This window comes from Tamlana sp. I1, from assembly GCF_015355625.1.
Taxonomy (GTDB): domain Bacteria; phylum Bacteroidota; class Bacteroidia; order Flavobacteriales; family Flavobacteriaceae; genus Pseudotamlana.
Genome location: NZ_JACLAF010000002.1, coordinates 139,711 through 164,681, shown reverse-complemented (window position 1 = coordinate 164,681; position 24,971 = coordinate 139,711). Strand labels below are relative to the sequence as shown.

The window sequence follows — 24,971 nt, the reverse complement described above, 5'->3', positions numbered from 1 at the left end:
AACCGTGTTGTTGCGGATTTTTTTTGTTTGAAATTGTAAGCACGATTAAAAGCGATGTTTAATCAGGATTAACTTTGTAATTATTCTAAAATTAAAGCTATTCTAGAAATAGGTAAGATTAAATCGTTCTAAAGGGTGTTTGAGCGCAGACGAGAACAAAGTGTCTGGATTAAGATTTTACATCTCGGCCTCGAAAAATAGAAGCACAAAAAAAGCCTATCAAAAATGATAGGCTCTTACTTGTAATTGTTAAATAGTATATTGTTAGACTACTTTTACGTTTACGGCGTTTAATCCTTTTCTTCCTTCTTGAAGATCGAATTCTACAACATCACCTTCACGAATTTCATCGATAAGTCCTGAAATGTGTACGAAATGTTCTTTGTTGTTGTCATCTTCAACGATGAAACCAAATCCTTTAGAATCGTTGAAAAATTTTACGGTACCTTTACTCATTTTATTTGTATTATAATAAATTAAGTCTCAAAGATAATATAAATAATTGTACGAGGTATGGTTTTGTGAAATTATTTACAATTAATTCAGTTTTATAATTATCTTAAAATCAATTTTTTAATAATTTCTTTCCCAAGATCTTCATTAAGCATGTTGATTATTTTTTGTTTTCCGTAACTTAATTCTTCACGTAAAACGCTGGAACTTAACTGTACATAAAGGGTTTCGCGATCTAGGTTTATAGAGGTTGTGTAATTGTTAACGCCATTTCCCATAAGTTTTGCCCAGGCATCGGCAACATTTACCTTGTCTAAACCTTTTTCAAGCTTATTGGTTTCTACAAATTCTTTAAGCGCATCGGAGATGCTAAGATGTTCGTTATTACGTTTTGCCATGATTATAATTTAAAAATTTCATAAGATTGATGCACTTGTTTTACTGCATTTTCGGTTCTTTCAGCATGGGTATCGCTAATAAATAACTGACCGAAATTTTCGTCGTCTACTAATTTAATGATTTGCGACACACGTTGCTCGTCTAGTTTATCAAAAATATCATCTAATAATAAGATGGGGTTTACGCCGCTTTGTGCTTTTATAAAATCGAACTGCGCCAATTTTAAAGCAATTAAAAAGGATTTTTGTTGGCCTTGACTTCCAAACTTTTTAATAGGATGCGCATCTATGTTAAAATTTAAGTCGTCTTTATGAATACCCACGGTGGTATAATGTAAGGCTTTGTCCTTATTAATAGCCGTTTTTAACAAGGTATTTAAATTGCCTTCAAATAATTGGCTGCTATAAACCAAATCGACCAATTCATTTCCGTTGCTAATGGCTTCGTATCGGGATTTAAAAATTGGGATAAATGTATTTAAAAAGGCATCGCGCTTTTCAAAAATTTGGGTACCAAATTCGGTTAGTTGTTCGTTGTAAACCTCTAAAGTGTCTTTGTTAAAGGTGTGGTTTAATGCAAAATATTTTAATAGGGCGTTACGCTGTGCTAGCGTTTTATTGTAACTTATTAATAGGTTGAGGTAGGTTTTATCGCTTTGCGAAATCACACTGTCAATAAATTTTCGGCGCGTATCGCTGCCTTCAATAATTAAATCTCTATCGGCAGGCGAAATAATAACCAATGGTAAAAAACCAATGTGTTCGCTAAATTTATCGTACACTTTGCCATTTCGCTTAATCACTTTTTTTTGCCCGCGTTTTAGGCTAATAACAATTTTTTCGGTTTTATCTTCTTTATTATAATCGCCGTTAATTACAAAAAAGTCTTCATCGTGCTTAATATTTTGAGAAGCTATGGGGTTGAAATAGCTTTTTCCGAAGGATAAATGGTAAATCGCATCGAGCACATTTGTTTTTCCAATGCCATTATTTCCCACAATGCAGTTAATCTTATCGTTGAAAACGAATGATTTGCTGTCAAAATTTTTATAATTAAGAAGTGAAAGGGATTTTAAAATCATATAAATGGCAACTTACGAGCGCTTTTGAAGCTTAACTGATAAAAAGATGTGCAAATTATTGAAAAATATCAAATAAATACCCTTTTAGTTATGAAGAAAAATTATATTTTTGCGCGATATTAATTTAGAAGGAACACATGGCAACTTATAATAAAAGAGGTTACAAACCAAAAACAAAGGAAGAGAAGCAAACCAATATAGAGGAAGAATCTACAACTGCAGAAGTATTTAATACTTTAGATGAAACTGCTTCTAAAACGGAAGACTTTGTAGCAAAAAACCAAAAGTATATCTTTATTATTATTGGTCTTGTTGCTGTAATTGTTTTAGGATCTTTAGGGTATAAAGAATTTATATCTAAACCAAAACAAACAGCAGCTATGAACGATATGTTTCAAGCTCAGAAATATTTTGATCAAGCTGTAACAGGTGTGAAAAAAGATTCTTTATACAATTTAGCATTAAATGGTGGTGAAGGAAAATTTGGAATGCTAGATATTATTGAAGAATATAGCGGAACACCTTCTGCTAATTTGGCAAACTATTATGCAGGAACTGCTTATTTAAGATTGAAAGATTATAAAAATGCAGTAGCTTATTTAAGTGACTTTAAAAGCGACGACGAAATATTAGCACCTTTAGCTAAAGGAAATATTGGTGATGCTTTTGTGCAATTAAACCAAAAAGAAGATGCTTTAGGATATTACGAAGAAGCTGCTAATATGCGTGATAATGCTTATACAACTCCAATGTATTTATTTAAAGCGGGAACTATTGCTTTAGATTTAGGGAAGCCAAGTAAAGCGTTAGATTATTTTAAAAGAATAAAAAACGATTATTCAAATTCTGCAGAAGCTAATCAAGTAGATGTGTTTATTGGAAAAGCACAGGTTTTAGCGAATAAATAAATTGCTATTTTATGGCTACGGCAAATAAAAACTTATCAGATTACGATAAAACAACAATCCCAAACGCGACTAAATTTCGGTTTGGGATTGTTGTTTCAGAATGGAACGATACCATTACCGAAGGTCTTTACAAAGGCGCTTACGATGCATTAATCGATAATGGTGTACTACCTGAAAACATTGTGCGTTGGGATGTTCCAGGGAGTTTCGAGCTAATTTACGGTTGCAAGAAAATGCAAGAGCAAATGGTAAGTGCTGTTATTGCTATAGGAAGCGTGATTCAAGGTGAAACTAAGCATTTCGATTTTGTTTGCGAAGGCGTTACCCAAGGCATCAAAGATTTGAATGTTTTACACGAAACACCTGTTATTTTCTGCGTACTAACCGATAATAACATGCAACAATCTATAGAGCGTTCTGGTGGTATTCACGGTAACAAAGGTACCGAAGCGGCTATTGCTGCTATTAAAATGGCCGAATTGCGTAGAAACGCATAGTTTTAAGCTGTAAAAACAGGATTTTAAATCTGCTTTTAAAATCCTTTGTACTCATCATAGCCTGTTGGTTTTTTATACGGTTTAGCTTCAGCTTTTTAGTCTAAATATTTGCTGGAGTGTTAACAATTTTTAGCATTCCTATTCCTAATTTCTGCCTATTTTTAAGTACTTTTGAGAGCTAACGGCATTAGATTTTGTTGAATCAACGTAAACATAAAACTTTTAATTATCAACCACGATTTTCTAAGGAGAAGCAAACCGATGCGTCTTTAGAAGAAGGCGGTCGCGAACGCGATTTTGTATCGAAGTGGCGCCAGAATAGTGGAAAACAACCTCGTGTTCGTGGGGCCATGTCCATGAAAATATTAGTCTTAATCTTGGTATTATTATTGATCGCTATGTATCTGTTAGAAAAGAAATACCTCTAAACTAAAGCCCATGGGAATTTTAAAGACACGTAAGAATAAAAAATTTAGCTACACCCCGCGTTATTATGATAATAAAGGGGAGGATGGGAGTCCGTTTGAAATTAAACACAAGTTTGATGATTATCGAAAAACCGTTGGCGACAACAAAGGTTTAAAAGGTAAGTTTGTTGATGCGCTTGACGATTTAAAAAACAATCGTGATAAGGAAGTTAACAAACGCCTTATTATCATTATAGCAGTGCTTATTTTGGTGTTTTTATTCATCATCGATTTCGATTTATCTATTTTCTTTTCAAAATAATTTATGGCAGACATTATACAGCTTTTACCCGATCATGTTGCTAATCAAATTGCAGCAGGAGAAGTTGTACAACGCCCGGCTTCGGTAGTCAAGGAACTTCTTGAAAATGCCATCGATGCTGGTGCAGATACGATAAAACTTATTATTAAAAATGCTGGAAAAACCCTTGTTCAAGTAATTGACAATGGTAAAGGCATGAGTACAACCGATGCACGATTAAGTTTTGAGCGTCATGCCACTTCAAAAATTAAAAGCGCCGAAGATTTATTTCAACTAAACACTAAAGGGTTTCGTGGCGAGGCTTTAGCAAGTATAGCAGCCATTGCGCATGTAGAATTAAAAACCAAACAAGCGAGTGACGATGTTGGCAATGCGATAGTGATTGAAGGCAGTACCATTGTTTCTCAAGATGTGGTAGTTACCCCAACAGGGACTTCGGTTTCGGTTAAAAATTTATTTTTTAATATTCCGGCAAGACGCAACTTTTTAAAATCGGATACGGTGGAACTACGTCACGTTATAGACGAATTTCATCGTGTAGCTTTAGCGCATCCAAGCATTAGTTTTGCGCTGTATAATAACGGTAGCGAATCTTTTAATCTGCCCATTACCAATTACCGCCAGCGTATTGTAAATGTCTTCGGAAATAAAACCAATGAAAAATTAGTACCTGTTGAAGAAGATACAGAGGTGCTTCATATTTCAGGTTTTGTTGGCAAGCCTGAGTTTGCTAAAAAGACCCGAGGCGAGCAGTTTTTTTTCGTAAATAATCGCTTTATAAAAAGTGCTTATCTTAATCACGCCATAGCTTCAGCTTTTGATGGCTTGCTAAAAACAGGCATGCATGCGAGTTATTTCTTGAATTTAACCGTCGACCCGCAAACTATCGATATCAATATTCATCCAACAAAAACAGAAATTAAGTTTGATGATGAACATACACTGTATGCCATTTTAAGAGCTGCAGTAAAGCACAGTTTGGGGCAATTTAATATTGCGCCTGTGCTAGATTTTGAGCGCGATCCTAATTTAGATACACCATACAATTATAAAGAAAACACACCAAGTTTTCCAAAAGTGGAAGTCGATAGAGCTTTTAACCCTTTTAACGAAACGGCTAGTTCTGTTAAACAAACAACCGCTTATAAATCCTCGGGAAATTCAGGGAATTCAAGTTCTAGTTGGGAGAGTTTGTATGTAGGATTAGAGTCTAAAGGCAATGTATCTCAAGACGATTTTGGCGAAGTAGAATTTGAAAGTGAAGAACAAACCTTGTCTATTTTTGATGAAGATAATCAAGTTGAACAATCGCATACTACTTATCAAATTCATAATAAATATATAGTAAGCACCATTAAATCGGGTATGCTTATTATCGATCAATACAGAGCGCATCAACGGGTTTTGTATGAAGAATTTTTAAAAAACATGACCACCAGAGAAGGGGTGAGTCAGCAATTATTATTTCCATTGCAACTGCACTTTTCACCCCAAGATATTGTTATTATCGAACAATTAAAGGCTGATTTAGAGCATACAGGTTTTGTGTTTTTAGAAATAGCAGAAGAGTTGGTTGAAATTACAGGCGTTCCTGTTGGTGTGCCAGAAAGCGAAGTATCTATCATTTTAGAACAGCTTATTAGCGATGTGGAAAATGAAGTGCCAGATAGTAATTTTAGTGCGACTGATTTATTAGCCAAGTCCATGGCTAAAAGTCTAGCCATTAAAACGGGACAATCTTTGCAAAAAGACGAACAAGAGCATTTGGTAAATAAGTTATTTGCGTGTAAGGAACCTAATGTGTCGCCTGCAAACCGAGTTACTTTTGTAACCATGAGTGTCGACGAGTTAGATAAAAAGTTTATATAATATCAGAATAAAAAATATTGGTTGTAGTTTTGAAGTACTCACTTTAATAACAACAATAAGTTTTATTAAAATAAGATTTTAAAATATGATGCGAGTATCAGAAACGGTTAAACACTTAATAATCATTAATGTGCTTATGTATGTGGGAACCGTTGCAATAGGAAATGGTAATTTGTTTTACGAATGGTTCGCGATGTATTTCCCGAAAAACGATGCTTTCAAGCCTTGGCAAATCATTACCCACATGTTTATGCATGGCGGCGTAACACATATTTTGTTTAATATGTTTGCCCTTTGGATGTTTGGAACGCCAGTAGAACAAGCCTTAGGATCGAAGAAATTTCTTTTTATTTATATATCTGCAGGTTTAGGAGCTGTATTATTACAGGTTGGTTTCTATTATTTTCAATACATCCCTAACTATAATGCTTTATTAGAATCTGGATTATCTGCCGAAACCATTAAACATGCGTTGGTAACAAATCAAGTTGGCAGTGGTATTACGCCTGCACAACTTGAATTACTAAAACACATTTTCCCGGCATATAATGCGAGTATGGTTGGAGCCTCTGGCTGTATTATGGGGATTTTAGCTGCTTTTGGGATGATGAATCCTGAAGCGAAATTGATGATGATTTTTTTACCAATTCCTATAAAAGCAAAATATTTTATTCCAGGAATTATTATTTTAGATTTGGTTTCAGGTTTAACAGGGCAATCATTCTTTAGTCCAAGTAACACGGCTTATATGGCACACGTTGGTGGTGCTTTAACAGGCTTTTTTATTATGTGGTATTGGAAGAAAAATCAATTTAATCAAAACCGTTGGTATTGATGGATACACTTACTCAAGACATAAAAGCCAAATTGTCTAACCTAAATGTGTTAGAGAAAATAATAGCCGTAAACGTGGTTGTTTTTGTGCTGTCTTTTGTTTTAAAACCTTATTTGGGTTGGCTGGAACTGCCTAGTAGTTTCTCCGGGTTTATTTCAAACCCTTGGTCCATTATAACCTATGCTTTTTTGCATTACGATTTCATGCACATTCTATTTAATATGCTTTGGTTGTATTTTTTAGGACGCATGTTTTTAAACTTGTTTAGCGCAAAAATGGCACTTAATGTTTATTTTCTAGGGGCTATTTCTGGTGGTTTGCTTTTTTTGTTGAGTTACAATTTATTGCCTACAGTGTTTACAGGAAACTCTAGATTGTTAGGGGCTTCGGCAGCCGTAAGAGCCTTGCTAATCTTCCTTTGTGCGTATATGCCTCATCAAGACATTCGATTTTTTACCTTTAATATAAAACTATGGTACGTTGGTGCTTTTATTGTGGTTTTAGATGTTATGGGGTTATTCGGATTAAATGCTGGTGGGAATTTAGCGCATTTAGGTGGTGCCATTTTAGGTTATGTTTACGCGAAACAACTTCATAAAGGACAGGATATCGGTAAGGGTTTTGAAGGACTTGTTGGTAAATTATCAGGACTGTTTAAGGCTTCAAAAAAAGGGCCTTTAAAAACGGTTCACAAGAATAAAAGCAAGGTTGGCGGTTATACAAAATCTGATTTTAATGCCTTTAATAATCAGAAGCAAATCGATGTTATTTTAGATAAAATTAGTAAAAGTGGTTATGAAAGTTTAACGGCTGAAGAAAAAGAATTTTTGTTCAGGGCAGGAAAATAATAAGATGAATAACTTAAGCTTTATAAATAAAATCATCTACATCATTAATTTGATTTTTGCGGTATTGCTTTTATTTTCATTCGTACTACCTTATTTACCTCCTAAAACATTTGCTGTTTTATCTGTTGTTAATCTAGGCGTTTCATTTCTAATAGGCATTAACTTCATTTTTGTTTTATATTGGCTTATAAAGCTTAAAAAACAGTGCTGGCTGTCGGTAGTTGTACTTCTTATTGGTTATTTTCTATATGGTTCTTTATACCGTTTTTCATCTTCAACAGCCCTTGAAGCAGGAGCAAAAAGCATTAAGGTGATGAATTATAACGTGCGCCTTTTCGATTTGTACAATTGGATTCCAGAAAAAGATACCGAGAAAAATATTATCGATTTTATTAAAAAAGAATCGCCAGACATTATTTGTATTCAGGAATACCATCCGCATGAACATTTAGATTTTTCATTTTATAAATACAATTTCAAGAAAATTGAAGGCAAGAAGCTTTTACATGGTCAGGCTATTTTTTCTAAATTTCCTATAATTAATTCAGGGTCTTTAGATTTTCCTAAGACCTCAAACAATGCCGTTTTTGCCGATATTGTAACAGGAAAAGATACTGTTCGAGTGTATAATATTCATTTGGAATCCCTGCATATTAATACCCAAGTTGAAAGTTTAAAAAAGGAAAATTCTGAACGCCTTTTAAAACGAATTGGTACTACTTTTAAAATGCAGCAAACCCAAGCAGAATTGTTTATAAAGCATAAAAATGCTTGCAAATACAAAGTGATTGTGAGTGGTGATTTTAATAATACGGCCTTCTCTTATGTTTACAGAACTATTAAAGGCGATTTAAATGATACGTTTGATGAAGCTGGAACGGGTTTTGGTCGTAGTTATGATTTTCAATTCTTTCCTGTGCGCATCGATTTTATTTTATCCGATAAACGTTTTAAAGTTAATGATTTCAAGAACTACGATGTGCATTATTCCGATCACTTCCCCATTATGGCGACTTTGAGTTTGGAGGAGTAGGTTTTAGTCACAGTCACAGTCACAGTCACAGTCTCAGTTTTTAGTCTCAGTTTTCAGTTAATTTTCAGTTTTAAAATCTAGCTTTAGAATTTAATGCAATTTTCTCTGTGTGACTTTGTGAAACTCGGCGCATCTTTGTGTAGCAATTTTTAGTTTCAGCAGTGATGAATCTTTACATTAAAGCACAATCAACAGCATCAGAAATAATGTGAATTATCAAGCCTAATCCTATTAAACGGGTTTTCTTCGGAAGTAATAAAAGCACATAAACGGCTATGGCATAATAGGAGTGCAGCGGATGAAAATTGATGCTGCAGCGGTTTGGTGAAAAAATAGGAGTGGCTAACAAATGGTCTACATCGATTAACATGGCTGCTATCATGATTAAATAGGCTGTTTTCCACTGCGATTTATACCAAATTAGCGCGACCGCTAAAGGCAATAAAAAATGACAACCATAATGAATTATTGGTTGAAGCATTATGGTGTTTTTAGGGTTTGAGATTCTAAGTAATTCAAGGCATTCGGACCTTCATTAAATAATAAATCTAAAATACTCAAATTGGGAATAAAACCGTGTTTGTCGCCAAAAACCTGAATGTACGGTTCGAAGTTTTGAGGGGGTTCTTTTTTTGCGTGAACCAGAAAGCGATAATCTGAATGTGCTTCATAAGATTTCTGATATGTTTCAGATTTAGAACTGTTCAAATCTAATTGTAAACAATCAAAAATAACGTCCATACACTTGAAATTATGGTCTAAAATGTATTCCGTTTTTTCAGTAAATAAAGGCTGAAGTTCATCTTCATAATAATCGAAAAAAGGTGATGTTCTGTATGCTGAAAGTAAGGATTTCCAATGCAGACTTTGCCAGTTTTCATCATTAAAAATCTTCACATCTTTATATTTCTGACGATTTTTTTGACTGTGAATCACAGGGATATTCAGAGTTAATTTACCGTTCGCCCCGTAGATGTAACTACGGTTCCTGTAGGTTTGTTTTAAAAAGTTATCATCAGTTTCAAACACAACAGCATCCGCATTTGCCATAGCAACACATTGCGCGATACTGGGGAAATAGGTTGGATGGATGATGATGTTCATTTGTTGATATGTTTAATCGTTGATGCGTTTATTTGTTTAATTGATTCCTGTGTATTGTATTCGATTTGTTCGAATTAAAAACCAAAAGTTGTGAGTCAAAATATATTTCTCAAAGGATGGTCTTTGGAGTCGAGAATGGAGGTGTGAACTAAAACAGTAGGTTCTCGACTTCGCTCGAACACCCTGGAGTTTATGATTTTAAATGTTTAATTGTTTGATACGTTTATTTGTTTAATTGTGTGTTTTCGATTAAACAGTTACACAATTCAACAAATCAACGTATCAACAAATCAACAAATCAACAAAAAAAAGTATTAACCATTTCGCTTACGTTCTCTCCATTTCGAGAATCCAAACCAACCTAATAGTAAAACTAAAAACGGAATTAAGAACGATGTTGCTTTTCCTGTGCCGCTAACGGTGGTAAAGAAACGCTCCCATCTTGGTTTCGATCCATCCCAACTCATCCAAATAAACACAGGTTTTCCAACCACGTGATCGAAAGGCACAAAGCCCCATGCACGCGCATCGATGGAATTGTGGCGGTTATCACCCATCATCCAATAATAGTTTTGCTTAAAGGTGTAATTTGTAGCAACCTCTCCGTTAATTAAAATTTGATTGCCTTGAACTTTTAAATCGTTTCCTTCATACTCGGTTATCACACGCTTGTAAAGGGGTAAATTTTCTAAATTAATGTTGATGCTTTTTCCAGCTTCAGGAATATAAAGCGGACCGAAAAAATCGATATTCCAGTTGTATGCAGGGTCGTGCGGGAAAATATTAGGGTCTCTAAGGCCTTTTTCTTTAATGTTTGGCGTGATACTTACCACATTTGGGTTGTCTTTAAATTTCGCTAATGCTTCATCTGAAATTGCCGAAAAATAATAAGTGTTTTCTTTATTTATGATGCCAAATCCATCGGTAATATCGTAACGTTCTTTTAAAAACGCTGGATTGAACTGATTGGTTTTAGGCTGCACATAATAGCTGAATTGTAAATGTGCGCGGTCTGGCAATTCGTTTTTCTTACCATTAATATAAACAAAACCATTTCTAACCTCTAAAGTATCGCCGGCAATACCCACGCAACGTTTTACAAGATTGGTTTTTTTATCGATAGGTTTGTAGTAATTTCTATCGGGTCTAAAATTGTTCATGTCCAGCAAAGTATCTGCTGGCTGGTTGAATACGACAATGTCGTTACGCTCGATATCTTCAAACCCTGGAAATCTTAAATAAGGCAGTTGTAGTTTGTTTTTCCAAGAGGTTTTTCTTTCCTCGTAATGGTCATCAAATAAATATGATTTTACACCTAAACCAGGAATGGTATCATGTACCATTGGTGCGGCAACGGTAGTCATTGGCACGCGCGCGCCATAATGAAATTTACTAACAAATAAAAAGTCGCCAACTAATAAAGATTTTTCTAAAGAAGAAGACGGAATGGTAAATGGTTGAATAATGTAGGTGTGCACAATCGTGGCAGCAACAATAGCAAAAAGAATGGAGCTAATCCAGTCGCCGGCAGAAGTTCTAGGTTTTAAACTACGGTTTTCAATGTATTTAACATCTGCTACGTAATTTAAATAATAGGTGTACAATCCTAAGGTTACAACCGCTAAAACCGTGTCTAGTGTTTGGTTTTTACCAAAGCTTCTAGCAGTTTCAACCCAAATAACAGGAAACATGATGAGATTAACAATGGGTAAAAATAATAAGATAACCCACCAAACCGGGCGGTTAATTATTTTCATTAATACAACAGCATTATACACGGGAATAAATGCTTCCCAAGCTTGTCTGCCTGCTTTTATATACAATTTCCATGTGCCTAAGCCATGAATTACCTGAATAATCAAGATGAATATAAACCACTGTGTTAAAGTCATAATCTGAATCTTTTAATTTTTTGTTAGTTGTAACCGGCGTTAAATCTGTTACATGTTTCGTGGGCTATTAACCTATATTTAACACATCGTTCATGGTGAAAACCCCTGTTTTACCTGCAATCCATTCGGCTGCAATTACTGCGCCTAAAGCAAAACCTTGTCTGGTGTGTGCAATATGTTCAATGTTAATGGTGTCTACTTCACTTTCGTAAGTTACGGTATGCGTTCCAGGGACATCTTCAATTCGTTTTGCAGTAATTGGAATGGTGGTTTCATCACCTTCATCAAGTTTCCAATTGCTGTATTTTGAACTTTGAGCAATCACATCATTCGCTAAAGATATAGCTGTTCCGCTAGGAGCATCTAATTTTTGTGTATGATGAATTTCTTCCATAGAAACGTTGTATTGTTTCAAAGTGCTCATCATTTTAGCAAGCGTTTTGTTCAGCTCGAAAAAGATGTTTACGCCCAAACTGTAGTTGGAAGCATAAATAAAAGCACTCTTTTTTTCTTCACATAAAGCCACGGCTTCGTCGTAACGCTCTAACCAACCTGTAGTTCCAGAAATTACGGGAACTTTATTGTTTATGCAGTTAGTAATATTATTAAAAGCTACGGAAGGAATACTAAAATCGATAGCAACATCGGCTTTCGTAATATCGTAATCAGCGTCGTTTTTATCAATAGTCAAAACCACTTGGTGTCCACGTTTTATGGCAATTTGTTCAATGGTTTTTCCCATTTTTCCGTATCCTAGTAATGCTATTTTCATATTAAAATTTAAAATTAAGTGTTAATCCAAGGTTGCTAGACGCATCAAATTCATTAATTCGGTAATGCGGCGCTAGCGATAAGTTTTCATCAATATTATATTGCATTAAATGCGCATCAACATTGGCATCGATGATGTTTAAGGCATATAAACCTAATGTAACTAAAAGTGATATTTCTTTGTTTCTACGGTAAAATTTTTGAGCACGTTCCAAACCATCAGTAGTTACTCGTGGTGTGGTTAATTGGTTGCCGTTACTATCGTAGTAAAACTCGTCGTTAGTAAATCCAGCCAGCCTGCTTTTGTAAGCATCGCGGTATCTGTGGTATTCTTTGTTGTTTTTCGTGTAAAAATAAATCCCTGTACCTAGGGCACCCCAAACAATAGGGATTTTCCAATATTTTTTATTGTAAGCTTGTCCTAATCCTGGTAAAATAGCCGAATAAAATGCCGCTTTTGCAGGCGCAAGCGGGTTAATAGGTTCTTTTTTAGTAATAGAATCGAGGGCTATAATGGTAGGTGTTTCAGGTTTTGAAACGGTTTCTTTTTCCTTGGTGTTATCATCCTCTTGGGCAGTAAGAGACAAACAACACAAAAAAATAAAAAAACATGATATTAGGAAGTTATTTGGACTCACCTTCAACTAGCTTTTTAATACGATTAAAATCTTCTTCAGAATGAAAAGGAATGGTAATTTTTCCTTTTCCGTTTTTAGAGACTTTAACGTCTATTTTATGTCCGAAGTAGTCTGAAAATGCTGTAATACCCTTTTTGATAAATTTAGGCACCGCATCATTTTCTGGTTTTTGAGCTGAATTTTCTTCTTCTTTTTCTGACGTATTATAATTGCGAACTAGTTGTTCGGTTTCTCTAACAGAAAGTTTTTTAGATAGAATTTTTTCGTAAATATCTAATTGAATATTTTGATCTTCAATAGTGATGATGGCACGTCCATGACCCATAGAAATAAAACCATCGCGCATGCCCGTTTGAATAATGGGATCTAATTTTAATAAACGCAAATAGTTAGCAATGGTAGAACGTTTTTTTCCAACACGTTCGCTCATTTGCTCTTGGGTTAAATTAATTTCATCAATTAAACGTTGGTAAGATAATGCAATCTCGATAGGGTCTAAATCTTGACGTTGAATGTTTTCAACCAAGGCCATTTCTAGCGATTCTTGGTCGTTTGCAATTCTAACATACGCCGTAATGGTTTCTAAACCTAATAATTTAGAAGCTCTAAAACGACGCTCACCTGAAACAAGTTGGTATTGGTTTACGCCTAATTTTCTAACGGTTATGGGTTGAATTATGCCTAATTCTTTAATAGAAGTCGCCAGTTCGCGAAGGGATTCTTCGCTAAAATTTGTTCGTGGTTGAAACGGATTAACTTCGATAAAATCGATGTCTAATTCCACGATATTACCAATTACTTTATCTGCATTTTTATCTTGCACCGATTGGATATCGTTGTTAGGATCGTTTAGTAATGCTGATAAACCTCTACCTAAAGCCTGTTTTTTAGTTGCCTTAGCCATATATTACGCGTTTTTATTGATAATTTCTTTTGCCAAACTTAAGTAATTGGTAGCACCTTTACTGCCCGCATCGTAATTAATGATGCTTTCGCCGTAACTTGGGGCTTCACTTAATCGTACATTTCGTTGAATGATGGTTTGAAACACCATATCGTTAAAATGCTTTTGAACTTCTTCTACAACCTGATTAGATAAACGTAAACGCGAATCGTACATGGTTAATAAAAGTCCTTCAATATCTAATTCTGGGTTGTGTATTTTTTGAACACTTTTAATGGTGTTTAATAATTTACCCAAACCTTCAAGTGCAAAATATTCGCATTGAATAGGAATAATAACCGCATCGGCAGCTGTAAGCGCATTTAGGGTTAATAAGCCTAATGATGGCGCGCAATCAATTAAAATATAATCGTAGTCGTCTTTAATGGTTTGTAATGCTTTTTTAAGCATATACTCCCGTTCTTCTTTATCTACGAGTTCAATTTCAATAGCGACCAAATCGATGTGCGCCGGGATGATATCCAAATTTGGGGTCTCTGTTTTAATAATGGCATCTTTAGCAATGTTGGAGTGTTCTAGAAGTTGGTAGGTACCAATTTCTACAGTTTCAACATCGATACCAATACCAGAAGTTGCATTTGCTTGGGGGTCGGCATCAATTAATAACACCTTTTTTTCAAGCACGCCCAATGAAGCTGCTAAGTTTATAGAAGTCGTGGTTTTACCTACGCCTCCTTTTTGATTAGCGATAGCTATGATTTTACCCATAAATGATTTGGTTTTATTCGCGCCAAAAATACGATTATTTAATTAGGAATAAAAATTCAACTTGTTAACAAAATGATAGTGAAAAACGGTAAAAGTTTTGAATAATTTTAATTATTCTATTAAAATTTCTAAAATTTTTATGGCAGCATCGCTAATTTTTGTGCCAGGGCCAAACACAGCAACGGTTCCGGCGTCAAACAAATACTTGTAATCTTGCTTTGGCACAACGCCTCCAACAATAACCATAATATCATCGCGACCTAATTTTTTAAGGGCTTCAATAACTTGAGGAACTAAAGTTTTGTGTCCTGCTGCTAATGATGAAATGCCTAAAATATGTACATCATTTTCAACGGCTTGTTTTGCGGCTTCTTCGGGTGTTTGAAATAAGGGGCCAATATCGACATCAAAACCCACATCGGCATAAGCGGTTGCTACCACTCTGGCGCCACGATCATGACCATCTTGTCCAATTTTGGCAATCATAATACGCGGGCGTCGGCCGTCTTGTAGCGCAAATTCATCAGCTAATTCTTGAGCTTTTTTAAAGGATTCGTCGTCTTTTATTGCTTTGCTGTACACGCCTGAAAAGGATTTTGTTTCTGCTTTATGTCTTCCGAAAACCAGTTCTAAAGCTTCGCTAATTTCACCTAAAGTAGCACGTTCTTTGGCCGCTTTAATAGCTAATGCGAGTAAATTAGATGTTTCACTTTGTTTAGAATGCTTGTAGCTTTCAGTATCTATACCTTTCGAATTTAATGAAAATCTAGCGGCTTCAGTTAACTTTTCTAGTGCAGCTTTTACTTTTTTAGAATTTCTAGTCGATTTTATACTGTTTAAACGTTCAATTTGCGCTTCTCTAACGGCATGGTTATCGATTTCTAAAGTTGAAATTGGATCGTCTTGCTTTGGCTGAAAGTGATTAACGCCCACAATAATATCTTGACCAGAATCGATACGGGCTTGTTTTTTTGCAGCAGCTTCCTGAATTCTAATTTTAGGAATGCCTGCTTCAATAGCCTTGGTCATACCTCCTAAATCTTCAATTTCTTGAATGAGTGTCCAAGCTTTTTCGGCAATATCATGGGTTAATTTTTCAACAAAATAACTGCCCGCCCAAGGGTCTACCGTTTTTGTAATTTTAGTTTCCTCTTGTAAAAAAAGTTGTGTGTTTCTGGCTATTCTAGCCGAAAAATCGGTTGGAAGCGCCATGGCTTCATCAAGCGCATTGGTGTGTAAACTTTGGGTGCCACCAAATACAGCAGCGGCCGCTTCAATAGTGGTTCGAGCGACATTATTAAAAGGGTCTTGAGCAGTTAAACTCCAACCCGAAGTTTGGCAATGCGTGCGCAGCATTAATGATTTTGGGTTTTTGGGATTAAATGGTTTTATCAATTTTGCCCATAGCATTCTAGCGGCGCGCATTTTAGCGATTTCCATAAAATGATTTAAACCAATGCCCCAAAAAAAGGATAAACGTGGCGCAAAAGTATCAATATCCATGCCTGTTGCCAGTCCGGTTCGAACATATTCTAAACCATCGGCTAGGGTATAGGCCAGTTCAATATCGCAGGTGGCTCCTGCTTCTTGCATGTGGTAGCCCGAAATACTAATACTATTGAATTTAGGCATGTGTTTGCTTGTAAATTCAAAAATATCTGAAATGATTTTCATGGAGGGTTCTGGCGGATAGATGTATGTGTTACGCACCATAAATTCCTTTAAAATATCATTTTGAATGGTGCCTTCTAAAGCTTCTAATTTCACGCCCTGCTCTTGTGCAGCAACAATATAAAAAGCCATAATGGGTAGCACAGCGCCGTTCATGGTCATGGAAACCGACATGTCTTCCAGAGGGATTTTGTTGAAAAGCAGTTTCATGTCTTCAACAGAATCGATGGCTACCCCGGCTTTACCAACATCGCCAACAACACGTTCATGATCGGAATCGTAACCGCGATGCGTTGCTAAATCAAAGGCAATGGACAAACCTTTTTGTCCAGATTTTAAATTGCGAAGGTAAAAGGCATTGCTTTCCTCGGCGGTAGAAAATCCGGAATATTGCCTTATCGTCCATGGTCTGCGTACATACATTGTGCTGTAAGGACCACGAAGATGTGGCGCTATGCCTGCAGCAAAATTTAAGTGCTCTAAATGGGCCATGTCGTTTTTTGAATAGTCTGATTTAAACTCGAGACCTTCAGCAGTTAAAAAAGAAGCGCTTGCAGCATTTAGCTCGCGCTTTACATTTTTATTTAGGTTTATATGTTGAAGGTTTTTTCTCAAAATCGGTATGAATTCAGTTTTTAACGGGTATGTTTTATTTTGTGGTTTCTTCCTTTTGTTCTTTGTCTTCTGAAAAATCCACATTAAAAAGTTTCGTGTAATACAAATCTAATGCAAGATAGGTAGCAAGGTATTTATCGCTTAAAGCGTTTCGGTATTTTTGCATTACAGGTGTGCAAAATAATCTAGGCGATAAGCTATTAGTGGATAAAAGTGCATTAAAAGTGGTTTTTAACTGGTTGTCTTGTATATTGTTTGAAATACAATCTACCACTTTGCCTTTGTAATTTAAGTGACTCACTTTATTGTTAGGGTCCCATAAATCATTTTCTTTTTTTAAGGCTTCAAAAACCTCAAGGGTATGTAGCGAAACCATTTCTTGAAAATTTATTCGGTTATAAACGGCGAGCCTAAGAAATTGATTGTAAGCTTGTGTTAAGTTGGTTTTTGGATTGTTTTTTTGTGCAAATTTTAAAATATCATCTTCAAAACTGTACAAAGCTTCTTTTAATAATTTTGAATTTACGCCTTCGCAGGTTACCGTATCTGGTTGGTCGGCATAGTTAAAATTAGTAAATGTTTGTTGTTTTTTACAACCGAACGTTAAGGTTAATAAAATTGCAATAAAAGTAAGTTTTAAGTGATTTTTAGTGTTCATTTTTTAATCGTTTTTGTTCGTAATTTTCAGATAATCTTTTTTCTATTATGGGTTCAATTAAAGTTTTTCTTGGTTTTATTTTTACAAAAGGGTATAATTCTAATGGATTGTTTATGGTCTCTTCTGTGTTTTGATGCAGGTTCGTTCCTACTAAAATTTCTTTGCCTTCATCAAATTCTTGTTGTTCCTTTTGGGCACTTTCTTTAATTTTCTTTTGAATGATGCCTGCCTTCAATTGTTTTAGAAATCCGCCGTTATTTTCAATGTTTTTAAATAATTCCAAGGCTTTTTCTGAAAGTTGTTGGGTTAAACTTTCAATATAATAAGCTCCATCTGAAGGATTATTAACTTTATTAAAATAGCTTTCGTGTTTTAAAATTAAAAGCTGATTTCTAGCAATACGCTCACTAAACTCATTGGTCTTTTTAAAAATGCTATCGTAAGGCATGTTGCAAATGCTGTTGGCGCCACCCAAAATAGCACTCATGCATGCTGTTGTGCTACGCACCATATTAGTATTGGCATCGTAAAGGGTTAGGTTGCGTTTTGTTGGTGTTGCAGAAATATAACAGGTCGATTTTATGCCGTATTCTCCAGCTAAAGTTTCCCAAAGCAGGCGTAAAGCTTTAAGTTTTGCGATTTCAAAAAAGTAGTTTGAACCGACTGAAACATGAAAAGTTACTTTGACATCTGTTAATTGGTGCTTCTTGTTGTCTAGAAAATTTAAATATTCGTTGGCGTGGGCAAGGGCATAGGCTAGTTGCTGTACCATATTTGCGCCCGCGTTTTGGTACAATGCGGCGTTAATAGTTATGGTTGAAGTTTTGGTTGCTGTGTTTTCGAAAACTAAAAAATCTTCATTTAAATTAGCGTACCAATTTCCTGTTTTTGCAAGATGCCCAATACTGTCTATATGTATTTTAGCTTTCGGAATATGCTTCAGTAATTGTTCAACATAAGCTTCAGATTGAAACTGAAGTTCAAAATGTAAAGGCGTGTTTTCTAAGTCTAAATTTTCAACTAAATTTTCAATAGAAATACTTTCAGAAGGGATGATGAATTTGATGCTTTCGGCACCGCGTTTTAAAACATCAATGGCATGAAGGTTTGATTTTTCTACTTGGGCAACAAAAATTATTTGGCAAATTTCCCAGGCAGTAGCTTTGGTATTCGATGCTTCTGGCCATGTGTTAAAATCATCGGCATGATAAAACGGTTTTACAGCAATGTCTTCATTAGAGTTCCAAATTAGGGTGCTGTTATAATCTTCGCCGTTTAAGTCGTACTGAATTTTTTGCTTCCATTGTTTGGAAGACACGGGATTGAATTCGCTAAATAAAGGACTAGTCATTTTGATTTGTTTTTAAGCTGTCTTCATATTCAATGATATAAATTTCTTCATTATCACGTTTCATGTAATATTGCTCGCGTGCAAATTTTTCTAAACCTTCCTTGGTGCTTAGTTTTTTTAAGTCTTTTTTATCTTTTTCAATTTCCTTTTTATAGTATTCTTTTTCGTTTTCTAAATCGTCAATTTCGCCGTTAAGTTCGCTGTGAATAATCCATGAATTGGCATCGAAAAACAGCATCCATACAATAAATAAAACCCCAATAAGGAGGAAGATGTTCTTGAAAGGCTTTAAATATTTGTTTTTTTTGAACTTCATGTTATAGTTTTTGGGCAATAATGGATTTAACAATATCTACCGCAACGGTGTTGTGTTTATTGTTAGGGATTATAATATCGGCATACTCCTTAGTTGGTTCTATAAACTGGGTATGCATGGGTTTTAAAGTGTTTTGGTAACGTGTTAAAACTTCATCGAGGTCTCGGCCACGTTCTGCAATATCACGTTTTAGGCGTCTAATTAAACGTTCGTCGCTATCGGCATGTACATAAATTTTAATATCGAATAAATCTCGTAATTCTGGATTTGTAAGGATTAAAATCCCTTCAACAATCATCACTTTTCTAGGATGTGTTAAAATGGTGTCGCCCGTTCGGTTGTGTTTTACAAAGGAATATACAGGCTGTGCAATGGTTTTATTATTTTTTAAATCTTTTAAATGCTGCGTTAACAAGTCGAAATCGATGGATCTTGGATGATCGAAATTAATTTTTATGCGCTCGTCATAGCTTAAATGCGAGGTGTCTTTATAGTATGAATCTTGCGAAATAATACCAACTTCGCCTTCGGGAAGCTCGTTAAGTATTTTATTGACTACCGTTGTTTTACCACAACCTGTGCCACCTGCAATTCCTATAATTAACATGATTTGCTTGTTTTTGTTCTGTTTTACAAAGTTAGTTAACATTCCTGTCCTAAATAATATTGTTGTTCATTTTTTCCATTGATGAAAAAACGAACCAATCCTTCGTCAAGCTCTGGACAGGCAAATCTAGGCTTACGAATCTTTATCTAAATTTATCGTTCGACACCTAAATTTCAGAAACTCGCTATGATATTTTTAGGTAAATATAAAAAACACGTCTAGCTCAAACAATCTGAAATTTCACGGTGTTTTCACTTCAAATTTCACGATAAATTTTCGATAGACCACAAAAATCAGAAATCAAGATATAGATTTGAATTTTTATTAAAGATAGATTCTAACAAGATTTTATAAAGAATCATTTCGAGCAATTCGTTAATTTTTAATGTTTGAAACTTCTGCCTCGGTAATTATTTTGGAATTGGTGTTTCCCCATTGGTTGGTTATGTAGTTCATCACATCGGCAACCTCGTCGTCGCTTAAGCCCATAGCGGCCATATTACCATTATATGTGATGCCGTTTACTACAATTTCATCATCTAAACCAAATTTAATGGCGTGAATACTTTTTGCTCGCTGTGTCATTAAATAATCGGATTGCGCTAATGGCGGATATACATTTTTAACGCCTTCGCCATTTGGAAGATGGCAGGACACACAAAAATCGGCGTAAATTTCTTCACCTCTTTCGATGCTTTTCTGTAACGGATCTTGATTTTTAATGTTGAAAATTAAAATAGAACTGATGCTGAATATGCTTAAAACAATGAGTTTCATAAGATGCTTTATTTTTGTTCTGGAATAATTTTGTAGATGCCTTTGCCCTCTACAGCAATGTAAATATAACCATCTGGCGCTTGAACCACATCTCTAAAACGGCCTAGGTTTTCAAAAATTTTTTCGCGTTTTACCACTTTGTTGTTTTTTAAAACCAAACGTTCTAAATAGCTAAATTTTAAAGAGCCAACAAGTAAGTTGTCTTGCCAGTCTGGGTATTTGTTTGATGTAACATAGGCAAACCCTGAAGGCGCAATAGAAGGTGTCCAATAAAAAATGGGTTGTTCCATACCTTCTTTATGGGTAATTTCGGTAAAAGAGGTACCACTATAATTAATACCATAGGAAATGACAGGCCAGCCATAGTTTTTGCCTTTTTCGATAATGTTAATCTCGTCGCCGCCTTGTGGGCCGTGTTCGTGTTCCCAAATAGCGCCTGTGTGAGGGTTTTTTATTAAGCCTTGCGGATTTCTGTGGCCGTAACTGTAAATGGCCGTTTTTGCATCTTTCGTGTTAATAAAAGGATTATCTGTTGGAGTGCTGCCGTCGTCATTAAGTCTGTAAATTTTACCACCATCGCGTGTAATGTCTTGCGGATTTTCATCTCTTGCACCGCGTTCGCCTATAGAGAAATACAAATAGCCTTCATTATCAAAAACGATACGCGAGCCAAAATGCTGCCCTTTTTTAGTGTTCGGAGTAGCTTTGTATAACAGTTGGTTTTCGGTTAAATGGTTATCTGTCAATTTTGCTCGCATAATAGCCGTGTTTCCACCGTCACCTTCACCTTCCGCGGAAGCGTAAGAGAAATAAATCCATCCGTTAGATGCGTAGTTTGGGTGTAATTGAATGTCTAGCAAGCCACCTTGACCACGTACGTAAATTTCTGGTAAGCCTGAAATAGTTGTTTTTTTATTGTCTTTAAAATGAATGAGTTCTCCCGATTTTTCGGTGATAAGCATGCTGCCATCAGGGAGGAATGCCATACCCCAAGGGATGTTTAAATCGGGAACCACCAATTCGGTTTTGTAATGAAGATTTTTGGGCGTTTCTGCTTTCACTTCAGATTCTACTTGTTGAGAACATGCCGAAAGCGTGATTAATATAACGGAAAGAAATGTGTAGAGCTGTTTCATCTTATTAGGATTGTATGTGATAGGCAATTTACTAAAATAATTCGCCGTTTTTGCAGTTGGCAGCAAATCTTATAAGCACTTCGGAAGTGTTTTTAATTTAAACACGAATAAATATAAAAAAATAATTTGGTGTATAAATAAAAAGGGTATATTTGCATCCCGTTACAGATAACCATAAATCGGGGTGTAGCGTAGCCCGGTTATCGCGCCGCGTTTGGGACGCGGAGGTCGCAGGTTCGAATCCTGCCACCCCGACTAAAAAAGCTTCACATGTTTTGTGAAGCTTTTTTTATGCGTTTTAGTGAAATTTAGATTAATTTTTCTAATAACCAAGATTAAGTTTTTCATTATAGTAGCATTAAAAATACCCTTTCAGTTTTAAAACCGGAAGGGTATTTTTTAGAAACACAACCTTATTAGTGATTAGCTGTGTTAATTAGAGTTTCAAGTTCACTAGTTTTTAATCAGCTTAGCAACTCCACCTGTATTTGTTTTTATAAAATAGATTCCTGCTTCTAAATTAGAAATATCCATGTCTTTAAGGTTTGTGAATTTTTTAACTTCAACCCCAGAAATGGTGTAAATTTTAACTTCTGTTGTGTTATGCGCATCAGAAAGGTTAAAAACACCTTTTGTTGGGTTTGGGTAAATCTTCACTTGCTTTAGCTTTCCAGTGCCTTCCACACCAGCTGTATTTGGTGTACGAATATCTCGATTAAAATTGAAGATTTGCATGGTTACACTACTTATATGTCCTCCTGCATCTGGGTAGGTTACCTCAATCGTGTTATTAGCTTGAATTAGGTTAAATGGAACAGGAATTTCTAATACACCAAAAAAGCGTTCTCTTTGCGCTTGGTCGTATCCTCTCCAATCGTTAGGAATTGTAATTGATGTGTTATTAACGGTAATTGAAGAAGGATAAACAAGTTTGCTATGCGGTCTTCCAACACCTAATCGTAAAACAGCTTCTCCATAAGTGTTTTTTGATACTCCGTTAACTTGAAAAGTTTCAGTTTGATTAGCAACGATTGGTTTTAGATAATCAGTTGCATAGTATTTCGTTTCTGTATTCGAGTCGTTAAGGGTTATTGCATTGTCAAAAGTAACTTCTAGAATCATGGTACCTTCAGCTCCCAAAATTACTGTTGAAGTCGTTGTTGGAATGGATTCCTCTAATAAAACAGGTGTTACATTATTTAAATAAAAGTGTTTTTTATTTATTGAATTTATAGTGCCGTATTGCGTGTCAATAAATTTTAAATCCACATCTTTTGAAACAAATTCTAAATTATTTAGAATAATGTACGCTTTATTGCCATCAACATAAGCATCTACCTGAATATCCAAATCATCCGATGTGGTATCTACTCTTGTACCTTTTACATCGCTCCATAGTTGATAAAATTTAATCATATCAGAGTACACCCAATTTCCAGTGTATCCATAACCAGGTACAAAAGTGGCAGGTTCATTCTCTTGTCTCATTAACCTGTTGTTATAAGGATTTCCTTGTGGTGTGCTTCCCCATTGTGCTTTTAAAACTAAAAATGGTAGTGCTTTAGCAATAATATTTGGGCGCTCCATCATAGACATGAGTTGTGCATTGGCACTCTTCACCCAAAGCCAATCTCTGTAAGGAGACCATTTTTGGTTTCTTTGGCCATTCATAACACCACCCATTTCAGATACTATAATAGGTTTTACATTATTAAATAATATGGTGCTATACTGCTCCATCATATCAAAAGTAGCCTCAATATTACTACCACTTCTTAAATCAATCGTGCCATCTGGTTTCGAAGCAATATCATATAAATGAATTGAAAAGAAATCCATGTTAGCTCCAGCTACATCCATGAACAGTTTCCATCGTTTATGCCAACGTTGAAAATCTCCTTTTTCAAAATTAGGAAAAGCCGTCGTATAGCCACCAACCAAAGCGTTTGGTGTTTGTATTTTAATAGCAGCAGCAACCTCATTATGAAAATCGGCGATATCTTGAATATCATGAGTAAAGTCTCCTGGACCACCGTATCCTTCATAAGCAGGCTCATTAATAACCTCTACCCAACTAGGTGCAGGTTCGCCATTTCCACTGTGGAATTCATTAATATAGCGTCCCATATACTCGCCTGTTGCAGTTCCGTTAGCCAAAAGCCAGCCTTGCCCCGTTGGAACCTGATCATGACCTGTCCAAAACGGATTTAATTGTCCTGCAAGAATAAGTTCATTTCTGCTTTCATAAGGATGTATAGCTGTTTTTGAAGCATAAGAATTCCTTGCGTTCAACCCTCTCGAAGCGATACTATTGGAGCCAGTAGGTTTAGCAAATCCTGTTCTGCTAGGATCTTCATCCACTTGATTTAAATTATAGGTAATACCTCCAGTATCTCTACCTAAATACACATCTAAACCATTTAAAAGGTCGTCGCGTAAATCAATCGGGTTACCATTAGCATCAACGTTGTTACCATCCCATTCTGCTTCCCCTTGGTTAGAATGAATACCAATATATTTAGATCGTTCGAAGGTTTCTTTCCCGCCAACGATGTGTTTGGCATTTAAAGTAATGTTTACCTTCGTGTTAACCTTGTTTTCATTGGTTATATTAACATTTCTACTGTCGTTTGCGCCACCATTACTTACGGTCCACATAAACATATGTAAGAAGTAATAGTTTCCTGCGGGTAATGTTGTTGGTGCATTTGCATCTATGGTATACGATGTAGAAAATGAATCTGAATTAGGCTGTTGCCCCACCCCTTCATTACGCACATATTCAATACCATAATTATTTACTACGGCATTTGCAGAGTTTTTTTCTTGTAATACCACCTGTATATAACTAAAATCGCCAGGTGTGCTATAGGAAAAGGTCATATCAATAACTTGCCCAGGGTAAAAGTTTTGTGAGCCCTTAGGGCCATAATCTGATGAATTGTCCCAAGTAAATGTGTTTTGTCCATAACTTAAGACGGTAATTAATAATAGAGCTACTAGTAGTTTAATTTTTTTCATTGTTTATTTTTATGTAGTTGAAAATGGGGTTTAATAGGTGTTAAAATGATTTACAACTTGTGGTAGTTTTTAAACACTATTAAGTACTTT

26 protein-coding genes and 1 tRNA gene are annotated in these 24,971 nt (G+C 35.4%); 9 read left to right on the top strand and 18 right to left on the bottom strand.

The window, feature by feature from the left end; genetic code table 11:
- Positions 1–264: 264 nt before the first annotated feature.
- The 3 genes from H6X70_RS02130 to recF form a co-directional block, all read right to left on the bottom strand.
- Positions 265–456: a cold-shock protein gene (locus H6X70_RS02130; protein WP_027137048.1), complete on the bottom strand. Its 192-nt coding sequence runs from the start codon at positions 454–456 to the stop codon at positions 265–267.
- A gap of 98 nt (positions 457–554) precedes the next feature.
- Positions 555–851: a DUF721 domain-containing protein gene (locus H6X70_RS02125; protein WP_194766030.1), complete on the bottom strand. Its 297-nt coding sequence runs from the start codon at positions 849–851 to the stop codon at positions 555–557.
- Positions 852–853: 2 nt separating this feature from the next.
- A complete protein-coding gene (recF, locus tag H6X70_RS02120) occupies positions 854–1,933 on the bottom strand; it encodes a DNA replication/repair protein RecF (protein WP_194766029.1) in 1,080 nt (359 codons plus the stop codon).
- Positions 1,934–2,070: 137 nt separating this feature from the next.
- On the opposite strand from recF, the gene H6X70_RS02115 reads away from it, so the two are divergent.
- The 8 genes from H6X70_RS02115 to H6X70_RS02080 all read left to right on the top strand — a co-directional run bounded on the left by H6X70_RS02115 (position 2,071) and on the right by H6X70_RS02080 (position 8,652).
- Positions 2,071–2,841: a tetratricopeptide repeat protein gene (locus H6X70_RS02115; RefSeq protein ID WP_194766028.1), complete on the top strand. Its 771-nt coding sequence runs from the start codon at positions 2,071–2,073 to the stop codon at positions 2,839–2,841.
- Between the two features lie 11 nt (positions 2,842–2,852).
- Positions 2,853–3,338 carry a 6,7-dimethyl-8-ribityllumazine synthase gene (gene ribH / locus H6X70_RS02110; RefSeq protein ID WP_194766027.1) on the top strand — a complete coding sequence of 162 codons (486 nt, stop codon included), beginning with the start codon at positions 2,853–2,855 and terminating at the stop codon, positions 3,336–3,338.
- A 197-nt stretch (positions 3,339–3,535) separates the two neighbouring features.
- Positions 3,536–3,766, top strand: a complete 231-nt coding sequence (locus H6X70_RS02105) for a hypothetical protein (protein ID WP_194766026.1) — start codon at positions 3,536–3,538, stop codon at positions 3,764–3,766.
- Positions 3,767–3,776: 10 nt separating this feature from the next.
- The gene (locus H6X70_RS02100) at positions 3,777–4,067 is read left to right on the top strand and encodes a riboflavin synthase subunit beta (RefSeq protein ID WP_194766025.1); all 291 of its coding nucleotides are present in this window, start codon (positions 3,777–3,779) and stop codon (positions 4,065–4,067) included.
- Between the two features lie 3 nt (positions 4,068–4,070).
- Positions 4,071–5,936, top strand: a complete 1,866-nt coding sequence (gene mutL / locus H6X70_RS02095) for a DNA mismatch repair endonuclease MutL (RefSeq protein WP_194766024.1) — start codon at positions 4,071–4,073, stop codon at positions 5,934–5,936.
- 85 nt (positions 5,937–6,021) lie between these two features.
- The gene (locus H6X70_RS02090; RefSeq protein WP_194766023.1) at positions 6,022–6,771 is read left to right on the top strand and encodes a rhomboid family intramembrane serine protease; all 750 of its coding nucleotides are present in this window, start codon (positions 6,022–6,024) and stop codon (positions 6,769–6,771) included.
- Positions 6,771–7,619: a rhomboid family protein gene (locus H6X70_RS02085; protein WP_194766022.1), complete on the top strand. Its 849-nt coding sequence runs from the start codon at positions 6,771–6,773 to the stop codon at positions 7,617–7,619. Before H6X70_RS02090 ends, H6X70_RS02085 begins: the two co-directional genes overlap by 1 nt.
- Positions 7,620–7,623: 4 nt before the next feature.
- The gene (locus H6X70_RS02080) at positions 7,624–8,652 is read left to right on the top strand and encodes an endonuclease/exonuclease/phosphatase family protein (RefSeq protein ID WP_194766021.1); all 1,029 of its coding nucleotides are present in this window, start codon (positions 7,624–7,626) and stop codon (positions 8,650–8,652) included.
- 172 nt (positions 8,653–8,824) lie between these two features.
- On the opposite strand, the gene H6X70_RS02075 is transcribed toward H6X70_RS02080, so the two are convergent.
- From H6X70_RS02075 to H6X70_RS02010, 14 genes are all read right to left on the bottom strand, one after another.
- Complete coding sequence (locus H6X70_RS02075; protein ID WP_194766020.1) at positions 8,825–9,133, bottom strand: DUF6122 family protein; 309 nt, start codon at positions 9,131–9,133, stop codon at positions 8,825–8,827.
- The gene (locus tag H6X70_RS02070; RefSeq protein ID WP_194766019.1) at positions 9,133–9,756 is read right to left on the bottom strand and encodes a WbqC family protein; all 624 of its coding nucleotides are present in this window, start codon (positions 9,754–9,756) and stop codon (positions 9,133–9,135) included. The genes H6X70_RS02075 and H6X70_RS02070 overlap by 1 nt, the downstream gene beginning before the upstream one ends.
- 314 nt (positions 9,757–10,070) lie before the next feature.
- Positions 10,071–11,648, bottom strand: coding sequence for a signal peptidase I (lepB, locus tag H6X70_RS02065; RefSeq protein ID WP_194766018.1), 1,578 nt, complete (start codon positions 11,646–11,648; stop codon positions 10,071–10,073).
- A gap of 67 nt (positions 11,649–11,715) precedes the next feature.
- Positions 11,716–12,420: a 4-hydroxy-tetrahydrodipicolinate reductase gene (gene dapB, locus H6X70_RS02060; RefSeq protein ID WP_194766017.1), complete on the bottom strand. Its 705-nt coding sequence runs from the start codon at positions 12,418–12,420 to the stop codon at positions 11,716–11,718.
- A gap of 1 nt (position 12,421) precedes the next feature.
- On the bottom strand, positions 12,422–13,006 hold the full coding sequence (locus tag H6X70_RS02055) for a DUF5683 domain-containing protein (protein ID WP_228530235.1): 585 nt from the start codon (positions 13,004–13,006) through the stop codon (positions 12,422–12,424).
- Between the two features lie 37 nt (positions 13,007–13,043).
- Positions 13,044–13,961 carry a ParB/RepB/Spo0J family partition protein gene (locus H6X70_RS02050; protein ID WP_194766015.1) on the bottom strand — a complete coding sequence of 306 codons (918 nt, stop codon included), beginning with the start codon at positions 13,959–13,961 and terminating at the stop codon, positions 13,044–13,046.
- A gap of 3 nt (positions 13,962–13,964) precedes the next feature.
- On the bottom strand, positions 13,965–14,729 hold the full coding sequence (locus H6X70_RS02045; RefSeq protein ID WP_194766014.1) for a ParA family protein: 765 nt from the start codon (positions 14,727–14,729) through the stop codon (positions 13,965–13,967).
- A gap of 111 nt (positions 14,730–14,840) precedes the next feature.
- Positions 14,841–17,018: a methylmalonyl-CoA mutase gene (scpA, locus tag H6X70_RS02040; RefSeq protein WP_194766165.1), complete on the bottom strand. Its 2,178-nt coding sequence runs from the start codon at positions 17,016–17,018 to the stop codon at positions 14,841–14,843.
- A gap of 31 nt (positions 17,019–17,049) precedes the next feature.
- A complete protein-coding gene (locus H6X70_RS02035; protein ID WP_194766013.1) occupies positions 17,050–17,673 on the bottom strand; it encodes a hypothetical protein in 624 nt (207 codons plus the stop codon).
- Positions 17,663–19,024 carry a methylmalonyl-CoA mutase subunit beta gene (locus H6X70_RS02030; protein WP_194766012.1) on the bottom strand — a complete coding sequence of 454 codons (1,362 nt, stop codon included), beginning with the start codon at positions 19,022–19,024 and terminating at the stop codon, positions 17,663–17,665. The genes H6X70_RS02035 and H6X70_RS02030 overlap by 11 nt, the downstream gene beginning before the upstream one ends.
- The gene (locus H6X70_RS02025) at positions 19,017–19,340 is read right to left on the bottom strand and encodes an FtsB family cell division protein (RefSeq protein WP_194766011.1); all 324 of its coding nucleotides are present in this window, start codon (positions 19,338–19,340) and stop codon (positions 19,017–19,019) included. The genes H6X70_RS02030 and H6X70_RS02025 overlap by 8 nt, the downstream gene beginning before the upstream one ends.
- Before the next feature lies 1 nt (position 19,341).
- Positions 19,342–19,947 carry a uridine kinase gene (gene udk, locus H6X70_RS02020; protein WP_194766010.1) on the bottom strand — a complete coding sequence of 202 codons (606 nt, stop codon included), beginning with the start codon at positions 19,945–19,947 and terminating at the stop codon, positions 19,342–19,344.
- Between the two features lie 375 nt (positions 19,948–20,322).
- A complete protein-coding gene (locus H6X70_RS02015) occupies positions 20,323–20,724 on the bottom strand; it encodes a c-type cytochrome (protein ID WP_194766009.1) in 402 nt (133 codons plus the stop codon).
- Positions 20,725–20,732: 8 nt separating this feature from the next.
- Positions 20,733–21,860, bottom strand: a complete 1,128-nt coding sequence (locus H6X70_RS02010) for a PQQ-dependent sugar dehydrogenase (protein WP_194766008.1) — start codon at positions 21,858–21,860, stop codon at positions 20,733–20,735.
- 180 nt (positions 21,861–22,040) lie between these two features.
- On the opposite strand from H6X70_RS02010, the gene H6X70_RS02005 reads away from it, so the two are divergent.
- Positions 22,041–22,115: transfer RNA gene (locus tag H6X70_RS02005), tRNA-Pro, on the top strand.
- 198 nt (positions 22,116–22,313) lie between these two features.
- On the opposite strand, the gene H6X70_RS02000 is transcribed toward H6X70_RS02005, so the two are convergent.
- Entirely contained in the window at positions 22,314–24,881 is a 2,568-nt protein-coding gene (locus tag H6X70_RS02000; RefSeq protein ID WP_194766007.1) for a T9SS type A sorting domain-containing protein, read from the bottom strand.
- Positions 24,882–24,971: the final 90 nt, after the last annotated feature.

Excerpts from the sequence above, each read along its gene's own strand:
- H6X70_RS02130 (WP_027137048.1), bottom strand. The coding sequence starts at position 456 with ATGAGTAAAGGTACCGTAAAATTTTTCAACGATTCTAAAGGATTTGGT.
- H6X70_RS02125 (WP_194766030.1), bottom strand. The coding sequence starts at position 851 with ATGGCAAAACGTAATAACGAACATCTTAGCATCTCCGATGCGCTTAAA.
- recF (WP_194766029.1), bottom strand. The coding sequence starts at position 1,933 with ATGATTTTAAAATCCCTTTCACTTCTTAATTATAAAAATTTTGACAGC.
- H6X70_RS02115 (WP_194766028.1), top strand. The coding sequence starts at position 2,071 with ATGGCAACTTATAATAAAAGAGGTTACAAACCAAAAACAAAGGAAGAG.
- ribH (WP_194766027.1), top strand. The coding sequence starts at position 2,853 with ATGGCTACGGCAAATAAAAACTTATCAGATTACGATAAAACAACAATC.
- H6X70_RS02100 (WP_194766025.1), top strand. The coding sequence starts at position 3,777 with ATGGGAATTTTAAAGACACGTAAGAATAAAAAATTTAGCTACACCCCG.
- mutL (WP_194766024.1), top strand. The coding sequence starts at position 4,071 with ATGGCAGACATTATACAGCTTTTACCCGATCATGTTGCTAATCAAATT.
- H6X70_RS02090 (WP_194766023.1), top strand. The coding sequence starts at position 6,022 with ATGATGCGAGTATCAGAAACGGTTAAACACTTAATAATCATTAATGTG.
- H6X70_RS02085 (WP_194766022.1), top strand. The coding sequence starts at position 6,771 with ATGGATACACTTACTCAAGACATAAAAGCCAAATTGTCTAACCTAAAT.
- H6X70_RS02080 (WP_194766021.1), top strand. The coding sequence starts at position 7,624 with ATGAATAACTTAAGCTTTATAAATAAAATCATCTACATCATTAATTTG.
- H6X70_RS02075 (WP_194766020.1), bottom strand. The coding sequence starts at position 9,133 with ATGCTTCAACCAATAATTCATTATGGTTGTCATTTTTTATTGCCTTTA.
- H6X70_RS02070 (WP_194766019.1), bottom strand. The coding sequence starts at position 9,756 with ATGAACATCATCATCCATCCAACCTATTTCCCCAGTATCGCGCAATGT.
- lepB (WP_194766018.1), bottom strand. The coding sequence starts at position 11,648 with ATGACTTTAACACAGTGGTTTATATTCATCTTGATTATTCAGGTAATT.
- dapB (WP_194766017.1), bottom strand. The coding sequence starts at position 12,420 with ATGAAAATAGCATTACTAGGATACGGAAAAATGGGAAAAACCATTGAA.
- H6X70_RS02050 (WP_194766015.1), bottom strand. The coding sequence starts at position 13,961 with ATGGCTAAGGCAACTAAAAAACAGGCTTTAGGTAGAGGTTTATCAGCA.
- H6X70_RS02045 (WP_194766014.1), bottom strand. The coding sequence starts at position 14,729 with ATGGGTAAAATCATAGCTATCGCTAATCAAAAAGGAGGCGTAGGTAAA.
- H6X70_RS02035 (WP_194766013.1), bottom strand. The coding sequence starts at position 17,673 with ATGAACACTAAAAATCACTTAAAACTTACTTTTATTGCAATTTTATTA.
- H6X70_RS02030 (WP_194766012.1), bottom strand. The coding sequence starts at position 19,024 with ATGACTAGTCCTTTATTTAGCGAATTCAATCCCGTGTCTTCCAAACAA.
- H6X70_RS02025 (WP_194766011.1), bottom strand. The coding sequence starts at position 19,340 with ATGAAGTTCAAAAAAAACAAATATTTAAAGCCTTTCAAGAACATCTTC.
- udk (WP_194766010.1), bottom strand. The coding sequence starts at position 19,947 with ATGTTAATTATAGGAATTGCAGGTGGCACAGGTTGTGGTAAAACAACG.
- H6X70_RS02015 (WP_194766009.1), bottom strand. The coding sequence starts at position 20,724 with ATGAAACTCATTGTTTTAAGCATATTCAGCATCAGTTCTATTTTAATT.
- H6X70_RS02010 (WP_194766008.1), bottom strand. The coding sequence starts at position 21,860 with ATGAAACAGCTCTACACATTTCTTTCCGTTATATTAATCACGCTTTCG.
- H6X70_RS02000 (WP_194766007.1), bottom strand. The coding sequence starts at position 24,881 with ATGAAAAAAATTAAACTACTAGTAGCTCTATTATTAATTACCGTCTTA.